Source organism: Alphaproteobacteria bacterium, assembly GCA_037200005.1.
Taxonomy (GTDB): Bacteria; Pseudomonadota; Alphaproteobacteria; order UBA9219; family RFNS01; genus JBBCGY01.
Map to the genome: position 1 here is coordinate 704123 of JBBCGY010000001.1, position 12517 is coordinate 716639.

12 protein-coding genes and 1 pseudogene are annotated in these 12517 nt (G+C 59.6%); 9 read left to right on the forward strand and 4 right to left on the reverse strand.

Annotated elements, in window-relative coordinates; translation table 11 throughout:
• Positions 1 to 34 precede the first annotated feature (34 nt).
• The 8 genes and pseudogenes from rfbG (at position 35) to WDO70_03600 (ending at position 7825) form a co-directional block, all read left to right on the forward strand.
• The gene (gene rfbG / locus WDO70_03565; protein ID MEJ0062286.1) at positions 35 to 1183 is read left to right on the forward strand and encodes a CDP-glucose 4,6-dehydratase; all 1149 of its coding nucleotides are present in this window, start codon (positions 35 to 37) and stop codon (positions 1181 to 1183) included.
• Positions 1184 to 1218: 35 nt separating this feature from the next.
• Positions 1219 to 1767: a dTDP-4-dehydrorhamnose 3,5-epimerase family protein gene (locus WDO70_03570; GenBank protein MEJ0062287.1), complete on the forward strand. Its 549-nt coding sequence runs from the start codon at positions 1219 to 1221 to the stop codon at positions 1765 to 1767.
• A 10-nt stretch (positions 1768 to 1777) separates the two neighbouring features.
• Complete coding sequence (locus tag WDO70_03575; GenBank protein MEJ0062288.1) at positions 1778 to 2701, forward strand: NAD(P)-dependent oxidoreductase; 924 nt, start codon at positions 1778 to 1780, stop codon at positions 2699 to 2701.
• Positions 2702 to 2720: 19 nt separating this feature from the next.
• Positions 2721 to 3743: a glycosyltransferase family 2 protein gene (locus tag WDO70_03580; GenBank protein MEJ0062289.1), complete on the forward strand. Its 1023-nt coding sequence runs from the start codon at positions 2721 to 2723 to the stop codon at positions 3741 to 3743.
• Complete coding sequence (gene rfbF, locus WDO70_03585) at positions 3740 to 4513, forward strand: glucose-1-phosphate cytidylyltransferase (GenBank protein MEJ0062290.1); 774 nt, start codon at positions 3740 to 3742, stop codon at positions 4511 to 4513. The genes WDO70_03580 and rfbF overlap by 4 nt, the downstream gene beginning before the upstream one ends.
• A 291-nt stretch (positions 4514 to 4804) precedes the next feature.
• Positions 4805 to 5536 carry a lysylphosphatidylglycerol synthase transmembrane domain-containing protein gene (locus WDO70_03590; GenBank protein ID MEJ0062291.1) on the forward strand — a complete coding sequence of 244 codons (732 nt, stop codon included), beginning with the start codon at positions 4805 to 4807 and terminating at the stop codon, positions 5534 to 5536.
• A 21-nt stretch (positions 5537 to 5557) separates the two neighbouring features.
• Positions 5558 to 6893 (forward strand): annotated as a pseudogene (locus WDO70_03595) (NAD(P)/FAD-dependent oxidoreductase).
• Positions 6890 to 7825, forward strand: a complete 936-nt coding sequence (locus WDO70_03600) for a 2-dehydropantoate 2-reductase (protein ID MEJ0062292.1) — start codon at positions 6890 to 6892, stop codon at positions 7823 to 7825. The pseudogene WDO70_03595 and the gene WDO70_03600 overlap by 4 nt, the downstream one beginning before the upstream one ends.
• On the opposite strand, the gene WDO70_03605 is transcribed toward WDO70_03600, so the two are convergent.
• Positions 7822 to 8334 carry a GNAT family N-acetyltransferase gene (locus WDO70_03605; protein MEJ0062293.1) on the reverse strand — a complete coding sequence of 171 codons (513 nt, stop codon included), beginning with the start codon at positions 8332 to 8334 and terminating at the stop codon, positions 7822 to 7824. The genes WDO70_03600 and WDO70_03605 overlap by 4 nt on opposite strands.
• 168 nt (positions 8335 to 8502) lie before the next feature.
• On the opposite strand from WDO70_03605, the gene WDO70_03610 reads away from it, so the two are divergent.
• Positions 8503 to 10665, forward strand: a complete 2163-nt coding sequence (locus WDO70_03610; protein ID MEJ0062294.1) for a bifunctional (p)ppGpp synthetase/guanosine-3',5'-bis(diphosphate) 3'-pyrophosphohydrolase — start codon at positions 8503 to 8505, stop codon at positions 10663 to 10665.
• Here the strand turns inward: WDO70_03610 and WDO70_03615 are convergent.
• The 3 genes from WDO70_03615 to WDO70_03625 all read right to left on the reverse strand — a co-directional run bounded on the left by WDO70_03615 (position 10662) and on the right by WDO70_03625 (position 12458).
• On the reverse strand, positions 10662 to 11186 hold the full coding sequence (locus WDO70_03615) for a carboxymuconolactone decarboxylase family protein (GenBank protein ID MEJ0062295.1): 525 nt from the start codon (positions 11184 to 11186) through the stop codon (positions 10662 to 10664). The two genes, WDO70_03610 and WDO70_03615, sit on opposite strands and share 4 nt — an antisense overlap.
• Before the next feature lie 89 nt (positions 11187 to 11275).
• Positions 11276 to 11815: a peroxiredoxin gene (locus tag WDO70_03620; GenBank protein MEJ0062296.1), complete on the reverse strand. Its 540-nt coding sequence runs from the start codon at positions 11813 to 11815 to the stop codon at positions 11276 to 11278.
• Between the two features lie 151 nt (positions 11816 to 11966).
• Complete coding sequence (locus tag WDO70_03625) at positions 11967 to 12458, reverse strand: MarR family transcriptional regulator (protein MEJ0062297.1); 492 nt, start codon at positions 12456 to 12458, stop codon at positions 11967 to 11969.
• Positions 12459 to 12517: the final 59 nt, after the last annotated feature.

The following is a 12517-nucleotide window of genomic DNA, read 5'->3' on the forward strand; positions in this document are numbered from 1 at the left end:
GAAGGAGGGGTACAACCCTTTTGCTGGATTTGTAATGCCGCTTTTTCCGTCTTTGCTTGATTTCGAACGCCCGCTGGCCGGGCGGAGAATATTTGTCACCGGACATACCGGTTTTACCGGCGGCTGGGCGTGCCTATGGCTGAAATCGATCGGCGCGGAGGTTGCAGGGCTGGCATTGCGGCCTGCGACAAATCCTGCCCTTTATGACGCGCTCGGACTAAGTGAAGGCATGCAGTCCGTCATGGGCGATATCTGCGATGCCGGTCTTGTCGCCAAGACGATGGGTGATTTTCAGCCGGAAATCGTTTTGCATCTGGCGGCGCAGCCTCTGGTGCGCCGATCTTACCGCGAGCCGGTCGCGACGTTTCTCGTCAACGCCATCGGCACGGCCCATGTTCTGGAAGCGGCGCGATTGACACCTTCGGTCAAGGCTGCCGTCTGCATCACGACGGATAAGGTCTACAAAAATAATGAAGAGTCGAAATCTTTTCGGGAGAGCGATCCTTTAGGCGGTAAGGATCCCTACAGCGCCTCCAAGGCTGCGGCGGAAATGGTCATCGACAGCTATGCCGCCTCGTTCGGCAAGACGGACGGATCGGGTCTTGCGATCGCCACCGCGCGCGGCGGCAATATCATCGGTGGCGGCGACTGGTCCGAAGACCGGCTCATACCCGATTATGTGCGCGCCGTGATTAATGACGGCAAATTGACCCTGCGTTATCCGCAAGCGACGCGCCCTTGGCAGCATGTGCTTGCGCTGGTGCAGGGCTATATCATGCTGATGGCGGGATTGCTGCAAGCGCCGGAGCGCCATGCAAGAGCTTGGAATCTTGGGCCGCTCGATCCGCAGGCTTATAGCGTTCGCCAAGTTCTGGAGATTATCGGACAAATATGGAAGGCTCCGAAGCTTGAATTCATGGAAAATCCTCTGGCCGAGGCGCAAACGCTGGCTCTCGACAGTTCCCTTGCTCGCGAGGTTCTGGGATGGAATCCGGCATGGGACACGCGCCGGATGATTGCCGAAACCGCCGCATGGTATAAGGGTTATTATAAAGACCCGAAAAGCACTCACGATCTTACCCTCGGCCAAATCGAAACATGGCGCGCCGGTTTAATGCAAGGCGTGCCCGCGCCGGCCGGAATCGCGGATCCTATAGCGGAGGGCGTTCGGAAGATCGGATAGATGCGTTAGGGCCAAGGGACTCCGGGAGGGTCGTCATGAAAATTCATTCTCATGCGCTGAAAGATGCGAAACTTATCGAGTGCAGGGGGTTTTCCGACAACCGCGGGCAATTCACGCGCATTTTCTGCAGCGATACGATGATGCAAGAGATGGGGCTGTCCAAGCCGCTTAAGCATATCAATCATTCTTTTACGGCGCGTCAAGGCACGATAAGAGGGCTTCGTTATCAAACGGCCCCCGCGCTGGAGGCGAAAGTGGTGCGCTGTATCCGGGGCCGTGTTTTCGACGTGATGATCGATCTGCGCAAAGGTTCGGAAACTTTCCTCAAGACGCAGACGACGGAAATCTCGCGCGCAAACAATCTCGCGGTCTATGTGCCGGAAGGTTTCGCCCATGGGTTCCAGTCGCTCGAAGACGAGACCGAGGTTATTTACATGACAACGGCGGCGTATAATAAAGAATGCGAGAGATCGGTGCGCTACAGCGATCCGCTTTTTTCCATTCAATGGCCGTTGCCGGTCGCGGAAATATCGGAGCATGACGATGCTATTCCCTTTTTAAGCGAGAATTTCGAAGGGATATAGAGGTAAAGCTTTGCGGATTCTTTTGACCGGCGCGCGCGGCTTTATCGGCTCGCGATTTCTGCTCTTGCTGAAACGGCAAGGCGTGGAATCTATTCTGGCGCTTGGCCGTCATCCTGTCGATGCGGACCGGGGTGTCGAGAATATCATCCTGCCGGATCTCACGCTTGAATCCGTTGGCGCGGCCCTGAAGGATAAGCGGTTCGACGGCGTGGTTCATCTGGCGGCGGCGGGCGTGCATCCCGCCGACCGCAATCCCGAAACCCTGACGGCGATCAATAGCGTGCTGCCGGGTTCCCTGGTTTCTATCGCCGCGTCCTGTGGCTCCAGGGCTTTCGTGATGGCGGGAAGCAGCGCCGAATATCGCCAGCTTGCCGAGCCGCGAGGGCTTCGGGAAGACGATCCTCTGGAGACCTCCAAGCTGTACGGCGCGACGAAAGCGGCGGGGGGTATTCTCGCGCTCGCGCATGGCGCGACGGCGGGAATCGGCGTCGGCGTGCTGCGGCTTTTTAACGCCTTCGGTCCCGGCGAAGCGCCGCACCGGCTGTTGCCTGCGCTTTTCCGGCATTTGTCGTCCGGTAATCGAGTGCCGCTTTCGCCGGGCGCCCAAATCCGGGATTTCGTGTATGTGGACGATATTTGCGCGGCGCTATGGGCGGCGCTTGAGGCTTTAGCCGAACAGCGCATGCCCAGCGGCGCGTATAATGTCGCGACGGGGCGGGAATGCAGCGTGGCCGATTTCTCCCGCCTGGTCGCCAGGAGCCTGGGGATGGGAGAGGAAATGCTAGATTTTGGCGCTATGCCGATGCGGCCCGATGATTTACCCTATCTAGTCGGTGATTCCTCCGCTCTTGAGAAGCATTGCGGCTGGAAACCGGCATGGACGCTGGAGCGCGGCATTGACGAGGCCGTTGCGGCATTGAAAAGGAAAGGCTAAGACGAGTATGCCCATGCCGATGAAAGATATTCTTGCCCCCTATCAAGCCGCTGATCTGCCGTCTCCGGTGTCGAATTCCGTTCCCGCCGAACTGCCGCTGATTTCCATAACGATTCCCGTTCTTAACGAAGCGGATAATCTCGACGCGCTATATGACAGGCTGGTCAAGCTGTCGGAAAAGATGGCCGACCGCTGCCGCCTGGAATTCATTTTTACCGACAACCATTCGGATGACGCGACGTGGCAGAAGCTCGGCGCGCTGGCGGTTGACGATGCCCGTGTCCGGGCGATACGTTTTTCAAAGAATTTCGGGTTCCAGCGCTCGATCCTGGCGAATTACTTCCATACGTCCGGCAGCGCGGTCATGCAGATTGATGCCGACCTTCAGGACCCTCCGGAAATGCTGGAGAAGTTTTTCGACCTTTGGCGGCAGGGCTATCATGTCGTCTATGGGGTGCGCCGCAAGCGCCGGGAGGGGCGCGCCTTAACCGCCCTTCGGAAAATCGGCTACTGGATTATCGACAAGATCGGCGAATATCCCATTCCCCAGGACGCGGGCGACTTCCGGCTGATCGACCGCAAGGTTATCGAGGCGCTCAAAAAATACCGTTCGTCCAATCCCTATCTGCGCGGCATGATCGCGGGCATGGGCTTCCGGCAGACCGGCGTGCCCTATGAGCGCAGCGCCCGCGTGGCGGGACAAAGCAAATTCAGCCTTTTCCAGCTGGTGAGCCTGGGGCTGGCCGGGGTTTTCAATCATTCCGTCGTGCCTTTGCGGCTCGCGACTTACGCCGGAGCGTTTCTGGTGAGCTTAAGCGTGCTCGGCACGCTTTATTACGTGGTGCTGAAGATGCTGGAGCCCGATTTGCCGCAGGGACTTGCCAGCATTCATATTCTGATGCTGTTCGGGATCGGATTCCAGTCGCTGCTGCTGGGCATTCTCGGCGAGTATCTTCTCCGCATATACGTTATCTTGCGCGCCGAGCCGGTGGCCATCATCGAGCAAAGCCTCAATTTCCAGCCCGAAGAACTGAAACTATGAAAGCAGTCATACTCGCAGGCGGTCTCGGCACGCGCATCGCCGAGGAATCCGACCAGAGGCCCAAGCCCATGGTCGAGGTCGGCGGCAGGCCGCTGCTGTGGCACATCATGAAAAGCTATAGCCATCACGGCATCAAGGATTTCGTGATCTGCCTCGGCTATAAAGGTTATGTCATCAAGGAATTCTTTTTTAATTACTATCGCCATACAGCCGACCTCGCGATCGATCTGAAATCCGGCGAGCATCGCGTCATCAATTCCCAGGCCGAAGACTGGACGGTCACGCTGATCGATACCGGCGAGGAAACCATGACCGGCGGGCGGCTGAAGCGGGCGGCGGCGCATCTCGGCAAGGAAACTTTCTGCCTGACCTACGGCGACGGGCTGTCCGACATCGACATTACCGCGGAGATCGCGTTCCACAAAAAACACGGTAGATCGGCGACCGTCGCCGCCGTGCAGCCGCCGGGGCGTTTCGGCGTGCTCAATATCGACCCCAGCAACCATGTGATGAGTTTCGAGGAGAAGCCCAGCAACGAGATCGGCTGGATCAATGGCGGATTTTTCGTCCTTGAGCCCGATGTCATCAATTATATCGAGGGCGACCGCACATCCTGGGAGCAGGAACCGCTGGCCAGGCTGGCCAAGGACGGCAAGCTCGCGGCATTCCATCATCGCGGCTTCTGGCAGCCCTGCGACACGCTGCGCGACAAGCGCGCGCTCGAAAAACTATGGGAAAAAGGCGATGCGCCCTGGTGCGTCTGGAAATGACCGGCGTTCCAGGAACCGATAAGAGGCGGCGCGGACGCTGGCTTCAGCAATCCGTCGGCATCGCCATCTCCATTGGCTGCCTTGCTTTTATTTTTTACCGCATAGACCTGAATGAGCTTAAGAGCGCGCTTCTGCAATTCAGGTGGCAGTTTCTGTTTCTCGGCCTGGCGGCGCTGGCTTTCGACTATGGCATGCGCGTCCGGCGCTGGACGCTGATGCTGCGCGCGGGCGGCGCGGATATCGCGACCGGGCAATGCGCCGCGCCGTTTCTCGGCTCGATTGCGCTCAATAATGTGCTGCCGTTCCGCGCCGGGGGACGTCATCCGCGCGCTTGTCTTCCCGCTGGCCATCGGGGTGCGCCGCACGACCGCCACCGCCAGCATGATGCTGGAGCGGCTGATCGATCTCGTCAGTCTGCTGGTATGCCTCGGCCTTGGCATGGCCTTAAGCCCGGAGCTTCATCTGCCGGACTGGCTGAAGGAAACGCTTCCGCCGCTTGCCATTCTCGCGGGAATGTCGATAGCGGGCATCGTGATTTTTCATCGCCCCGTCGCTTCGCTGATCGCGCGCCTGTCCCTGATGGCGTCCGCCCGCGAGCAGGCTCGTATAGCGAAAGCGCTCGATGTCGGCCAGGAAATCATCGAGGGGTTGGGCGCGATGTCCCATCCGCGCTCGCTGGCGCAGGTCTTGCTGTTGTCCTTGCTGGTCTGGGCAGGCGAGGCCGGGCTCTTTTACGCCTTGATGGTGGGACTCAATCTCGACGCAGGCCCGGTTGCCGCGCTGATGATCATGGCGATCACGACCCTGTCGACTTTGGTGCCATCGTCGCCCGGCTATGTCGGCCCTTTCCATCTTGCCGCCTTTTCCGGAATCGCGATGATCGGAGGCAGTTCCGCGCAGGGCGCGAGCTTTGCCATCCTGGCGCATTTAAGTTTGTGGGTGCCGACGACGCTGGCGGGCGCGGCGGCGATTCTTACCCATCCGCAATTGTTCAAACGCGCGCCCGCTCCCGTTGGCGCCTAATTCCAGCATCGTGATAGAAGCATGACATCCCAAACAGACATTCAGAATGTTTTCGACGCCGTGATCGTGGGCGCGGGCTTTACCGGCCTTACGGCGGCGCTGCGCCTCGCGCGCGCCGGAAAGAAGGTGCTGGTTCTCGAAAAGGACGCGACGCCGGGCGGCCTCGCGGGCACGTTCCAGTTCCGCAACGGCGTGACGATCGAGAAATTCTATCACCACTGGTTCAACAACGACGAATATGTGCCGAGCCTCGCCAGGGAGCTGGGCGTCGAGGATCAGATCGTCACGCTGCCCTCGCGCACCGGGATGTATTTCAACAAGCGCCACTGGAAGCTCTCGACGCCGCTCGATCTGCTGCGCTTTACGCCGCTGCCTTTCATCGACCGCATCCGCCTCGGCCTGCTGGTGTTCCTGGTGCGCATGGTGAAGGACTGGAAAAACCATCGAGCATCTCAGCATCCGCGAATGGCTGGAGCCGCTATGCGGAAAGAATGTCTATAAGGTGGTATGGCAGCCGCTGATCGACGCCAAATTCTCGGTCTACGCCGAAGCCATCAACGCCGTCTGGTTTTGGAAGAAGCTGGTTTTGCGCGGCAGCACGCGCGACAAAAAGGGCGGCGAGCAGCTGGCTTATTTCAAAGGCGGCTTCGGGAAACTGGCCGATGCGATGGCCGAGGAGGTCGTCAAGGCGGGCGGCGAGATACGCTATAACGCGCCGGTGACGGGCGTCGAGGCGCAGGCCCGCCAAATTGTCTCGCTTGCGACGCCGCAGGGCGCGGCGCGAGGCAGGCAATTCCTGTTCACGCCGGCTTTTCCGATCATTGCCGACATGTTTGAAGGTGTGGCCGATCCGGCATGGCTGCAAAAACTGCGCCGGGTGAAATATCTCGGGAACATCTGTCTCGTGCTCCAGTTGAAGAAGAGCCTGTCCGAGACTTACTGGCTGAATGTCAATGATCCCGGCTTTCCGTTCGTCGGCGTGATCGAGCACACCAATTTCGATCTGCCGGAAAATTACGGCGGTAACCGGATCGTCTTTATTTCGCGCTATATCGCCGTCGAGGACCCGATCTGGAATTACGATGACGAAAAATATCTCTCCATGGCGCTCGAGCATCTGCAGCGCATGTTCCCCGATCTCGACCGTTCCTGGATCGTCGATTTCCATATCTGGCGCGCCGAATATGCCCAGCCAGTGACCGAGCGGAACTACTCGGCCTATGTGCCGGGCCAGGATACGCCCTTCGACAACGTGCAAATCTATACGATGGCGCAAATCTATCCCGAAGACCGCGGCACCAACTACGCCATCCGCGAGGGCCGCGTGGCGGCGGAGAGCATTTTGAAGCGGCTATGAAGCGGTTAAAAGACAGCACCATCGGCATCATCGGCGCCGGAGCCATCGGCGGCTTTTATGCGGGCCAATTCCACCGGGTCGCGCCGGATTCGGTGCGCATGCTGGCGCGGGGCGAGCGGCTTGCCCGGTTGCGCGGGCATGGGCTTGATGTCAACGGTCGGCACTATGAATTCAAAACCATCGATACGGACTCCGCTGGCGAAGCTGTCGATCTTTTGATCGTGGCGGTCAAGGACCGGCATCTGGACGATGCGATACAAGAGATGGGATCGGCGCTCGGCCCGGAGACGATCATTCTTTCCCTTATGAATGGCGTCGATAGCGAGGAAAGAATTCGCGCGGTTTATCCGAGTCATCATGTTCTTTATGGAATCTGCGTCGGGATTAGCGCGGTTCGCGCCGGACATTCCATTACGGCGCAGATAACCGGCAAGCTTATGTTCGGCGAAGCCAGAAACATTCCTGAGTCCGAACAGGTTGGGTTCGTCAGGGGTCTGTTCTCGGAGGCGGGCATCGCCCACGAAGTTCCGGAAGATATGATCAAGACGATATGGTGGAAATTCATGGTCAATGTCGGCATCAATCCGCTGTCGGCGATCCTGCGCGCGCCCTATGGCGTGTTTCAGCGGCCTGGAGAAGCGCGGACGCTGATGCTTGATGGAATGCGCGAAGTCGTCGGCATTGCGAGGGCAAAAGGCATTCCTCTTGACGATGCCAATATTGATGAGTGGTGCAGGCTCCTGGATGGCATTTCATCGCCCACAGGCAAAACCTCGATGTATCAGGATGTCGAGGCCGGGCGGGAGACCGAGATCGGGATGCTGAGCGGCAAAGTACAGGCGCTGGGCCGGGAATCGAATATCCCCACGCCCATCAACGACATGTATTTGAGGCTTATCCGGTGCCTGGAACCCGCAGGCCGCGATCTCTAGGGTCTGTAGACCAGTTTGATCCGGTTCGGGCGATGGCCGGGTTTGGGCGCGGCGCGGAAGCCGGATTTTTCCAGAACGCGCAAGGAGGCATGGTTGCCGGGCAGGCATTCCGCGATGATCGTATGATCCGGCAGGGCGTCCGCAAGCATTCCTGTCACGGCGGCTACGGCCCGGCTCGCGGCTCCCCGGCCCCAGAAAGCGGTTCCGATCCAATAGCCGATTTCGATCTCTTCGGGATCGGCGGTCAGATGGACGCCCAATTGCCCCATCAGAACATCGCCGGAAAAAATGCCGTAAACGCGGTCTTGATCGCCCGCGTTTCTTCCGATCCAATCATCGATGACCCGCCGTTCGACCGGATAGGAAAGGAAAGAGATGATACCGGCAATGGCCGGGTCGTTGGTCAGCGCATGGAGGGCGGGCGCGTTCTGCTCCTGCAGCAGCGCGAGCCGTATAGGGGCCGCCGGAATGCTGGCCGGACATTTGAGCAACGGCGCGTCGGGGTTCATGAAGGGGTCCGGCTATCAATAATTGTAAAGGATTTTGCCATTATGATGTATAATCTCCGGCAAATAAACATCGACCCATGACCCATGCCTCCTGACGACCACACCGCCGCGCCGCCTGCCGTAACGGAAGAGGTGCATCCCGCCGCCAAGCCGAAGCGTCCCGCGCGCTTGATGCGGCAGTATGAGCTGGTCGAGCGGGTCAAGGCTTACGACCCGAAAATCGACGAGGATTTGCTCAACCGCGCTTACGTCTTCGCGATGAAGGCGCATGGCACGCAGACCAGGGCTTCGGGCGATCCGTATTTCTCCCACCCGCTCGAAGTCGCGGGCATCCTCACCGACATGAAGATGGACACGGCGACGATCGCCACCGCGCTGCTCCACGACACGGTGGAAGACACGCTGGCCTCGCTCGAAGAAATCCAGAAAAAATTCGGCCCCGAGATCGCCAAGCTGGTCGACGGCGTGACCAAGCTGTCGCGCATCGAGTTCCAGAACGATCAGGCCAAGCAGGCGGAGAATTTCCGCAAGCTGGTTCTCGCGATGTCGGAAGATATCCGCGTGCTGCTGGTCAAGCTTGCCGACCGGCTGCACAATATGCGGACGCTGCATCATCTGCCCGATCCGGAAAAGCGCCGCCGCATCGCGCGCGAGACGATGGAAATCTACGCGCCGCTCGCCGAGCGCATCGGCATCGAGCAGATGCAGGACGAGCTCGAGGATCTGGCCTTCGCCGAACTGAACACCGACGCCCGCGCCGGGATCATCGCACGGCTCGGCTATCTGCGCAGCGAGGGCGGCGACGTCGTCAGCAAGATCATCGCCGAACTGAAATCGGCGCTCAAGCAGGGCGGCATCCAGGCGTCGATCTCCGGGCGCGAGAAAACCCCTTACTCGATCTGGCGCAAGATGCAGCGCAAGAACGTCACCTTCGAGCAGCTTTCCGACATCATGGCGTTCCGCGTCGTCGTCGAGAATGTCGAGCAGTGCTATCAGTCGCTGGGCGTGATCCACAGCCGCTATCCGGTGGTGCCGGGGCGTTTCAAGGATTATATCTCGACGCCCAAGCCCAACCATTATCAAAGCCTGCATACCAGCATCATCGGCCCCGAGCGCCAGCGCATCGAGGTGCAGATCAGGACGCAGCAGATGCATGAGGTCGCCGAACTCGGCGTCGCCGCCCACTGGGCCTACAAATCCGACGCCCAGCGCAACGAAGGCAAGCAGTATCGCTGGCTGCGCGAGCTGGTCGATATTCTCGAACAGGCGCAGAAGCCCGAAGAATTTCTCGAACACACCAAGCTCGAACTGTTCCGCGACCAGGTTTTCTGCTTCTCGCCCAAGGGCGATTTGATCGCGCTGCCGCGCGGCGCGACGCCGGTCGATTTCGCCTATGCGGTGCATAGCCAGCTCGGCGATACCTGCGTCGGGTCCAAGGTCAATGGCCGCATGGTGCCGCTGCGCACCGCGCTGCATAACGGCGATCAGGTCGATATCGTCACGCAAAAGGGTTCATTGCCGTCGCCGCAATGGGAGCGGTTCGTCGTCACCGGCAAGGCGCGGGCGCGGATCAGGAAATTCGTCCGTACCCAGCAGCGCACGGAATATGTCGCGCTCGGCAAGGGCATGATCGAGCGCGCCTTCAAGCAGGAGGGGCTGGATTTCAGCGAAAAGCTGCTCGATCCCATTCTCAAGAAATTCCAGGCGCAGACCGTCGAAGATCTCTACGCCAATGTCGGCGCGTCGCTGCAGCCGGTGCGCGACATTCTGACTTCGGCAGTGCCGGGCCACAAGGCGAAACAGCAGGCCGAGCGCGCCGATCCCATCAGGGTCGCGTCGCGCACGAAATGGAAGGATGCCAGAGCCCATGGCGACCAGCCGCTGACATTGCGCGGCCTGATCCCCGGCATGGCGGTGCATTATGCGGGCTGCTGCCATCCGATACCGGGCGATCCCATCGTCGGCATCGTCACCACCGGCAAGGGCGTGACGGTTCATACCTCCGACTGCGAGACATTGGAAAGCTTCGCGGGCATGCCGGAACGTTGGATCGACGTGGCGTGGGACGACGGTCACGGCAAGGAAGCGCAGATGGTCGGGCGGCTCACGGTGGTGATCTTCAACCAGCCGAACAGCCTGAGCGCGATGACCACGATCATCGGCAAGGCGGGCGGCAATATCATCAATTTCAAGATCGTCAACCGCACGGTGGATTTCTTCGACATCCTGGTCGATGTCGAAGTGCGCGACGTGAAGCACCTGACGCTCATCATCGCGGCCTTGCGCGCCAGCGCGGCGATCAGTTCGGTGGATCGGGCTAAGGGACGCTAAATCTGCTCAATCTCCAGCGTCACCGCCGCGGCATGCATGATGGCGGCGATGCGGACGGCGTCCTGCACCATTTCGGCGCTGGCACCCTTGCCTAGAACTTCACGCTCATGCGCTTCCATGCACATGCCGCAGCCATTGATCGCCGAGACCGCGAGCGCCCATAACTCGAAATCGAGCTTGTCGACGCCGGGATTGGCGATGCCGCTCATGCGCAGGCGGGCGGGCATGGTGCGGTAGGTTTCGTTGCCGACCAGATGCGTGAAGCGGTAATAGATATTGTTCATGCCCATGATCGAGGCGGCGAGCTTGGCCGCCGTGACGGCTTCCGCCGAAAGGTGCGGCGCGGCTTCGGCGATGACGGCTTGCAAAAGCTGGGCGTTGCGGCAGGCCGCCGCGCTCGCCACCGCCGTGCCCCATAATTGCTGCGGCGTCAGGCTGGTGATCGTGCCGAACGAGCCGAGATTGAGCCGCGTATCCTTGGCGTAATCCGGGAGAAGCGATTTGATGGTTTCGATGGACATGGGACTCAAGCGACAGAAGGCAGGGGAGGGAAGGCGGGGAAGGCAACGGGGGACAAAGAGCTTCTTCATCCCCCGCCTTGTTTTCTGAATCAGGCCGCGTTGAGCGTGTCCTGGCCCTTCTGCCAGTTGCAGGGGCAAAGCTCGTCGGTTTGCAGCGCGTCGAGAACGCGCAGCACTTCCTGGGTGTTGCGGCCGACGCTGAGGTCGGTCACGTCGACGAAGCGGATGATGCCGTCCGGATCGACGATGAAGGTCGCGCGCATCGACACGCCGACATTCTTGTCGAGAACGCCGAGTTCCGCGCTCAGTTCACGCTTGATGTCCGACAGCATCGGGAAGGTCAGGTTCTTGAGATCGGGATGGTTGTTGCGCCAGGCGAGATGCACGAATTCGCTGTCCACCGAGATGCCGAGCAGCTGCGCGCCGCGGTCGGTGAAATCCTTGTCGAGCTTGCCGAAGGCGGCGATCTCGGTCGGGCAGACGAAAGTGAAATCCTTCGGCCAGAAGAAGGCGACCAGCCACTTGCCCTTATAGCTGTCGTTGGTCACGTCCTTGAAGGCGGTTTTGGGATCGGTGCTGATCACCGAGGTCATATTGAAGGAAGGAAATTTGTCGCCGATCGTCAACATGAAGAAGCTCCTGCTATAGGCCATGCCGCCTGATTGCGGCGCAGCATGGTTATAGGCCAGGAAAGGATATTTGCCAAGAAGTTTTTAGAATGGTTCTAATCGTGGCCTGATCGTTCGAGCGCAGCGAGAACGTGAATCAGCCCGCCAAAAATTAATCTAATCCTTCGTCCTGCTCGCCGGTATAGCGGATCGCGTCGGTCCATCGGCGCTCCAGCTTGCGCAGTAGGCGGTAGGATGACTCGAATTCGGTCAAATCCACCCCGGCGCGCAGCATGGGTTCGGCCAGCGATGCGTCGAATTTCTGCAGATGCTCCAAGACCCGCTTGCCCTTGTCGGAAAGCTTGAGCCTCGCCAGCCGTTTATCGCGGGTGGCGGCCTGGCGCGCGACATAGCCGCATTCGACCAGCTGCTTGAGGTTATAGGAGGCGTTGGAGCCGAGATAATAGCCGCGCTCGATCAGGTCGCGCACCGATATTTCCTCAAGTCCGATATTGCTGAGCATCATCACCTGAACAGGTGAGATGTCATGCACGTCGATTCGCGCCATTTCCAGGCGCACGACGTCGAGATAACGCCGGTGCATCCGCTCAATGAGGCGCGGCAAATCATGGGGGCTGATAGAGGCGGGATGGGATTCGGTCACGCCCCCTAGAAGAGCAGAAAATAGGCTAAGGAATTGTTAATGTATCGATCCTCAGTTAT

What these genes read in the sequence shown, in the direction of transcription:
- WDO70_03570 (MEJ0062287.1), top strand. Translation starts at nt 1,219, where the DNA reads ATGAAAATTCATTCTCATGCGCTGAAAGATGCGAAACTTATCGAGTGC.
- WDO70_03580 (MEJ0062289.1), top strand. Translation starts at nt 2,721, where the DNA reads ATGAAAGATATTCTTGCCCCCTATCAAGCCGCTGATCTGCCGTCTCCG.
- rfbF (MEJ0062290.1), top strand. Translation starts at nt 3,740, where the DNA reads ATGAAAGCAGTCATACTCGCAGGCGGTCTCGGCACGCGCATCGCCGAG.
- rfbG (MEJ0062286.1), top strand. Translation starts at nt 35, where the DNA reads ATGCCGCTTTTTCCGTCTTTGCTTGATTTCGAACGCCCGCTGGCCGGG.
- WDO70_03590 (MEJ0062291.1), top strand. Translation starts at nt 4,805, where the DNA reads ATGTGCTGCCGTTCCGCGCCGGGGGACGTCATCCGCGCGCTTGTCTTC.
- WDO70_03615 (MEJ0062295.1), bottom strand. Translation starts at nt 11,186, where the DNA reads ATGTCCATCGAAACCATCAAATCGCTTCTCCCGGATTACGCCAAGGAT.
- WDO70_03600 (MEJ0062292.1), top strand. Translation starts at nt 6,890, where the DNA reads ATGAAGCGGTTAAAAGACAGCACCATCGGCATCATCGGCGCCGGAGCC.
- WDO70_03620 (MEJ0062296.1), bottom strand. Translation starts at nt 11,815, where the DNA reads ATGTTGACGATCGGCGACAAATTTCCTTCCTTCAATATGACCTCGGTG.
- WDO70_03605 (MEJ0062293.1), bottom strand. Translation starts at nt 8,334, where the DNA reads ATGAACCCCGACGCGCCGTTGCTCAAATGTCCGGCCAGCATTCCGGCG.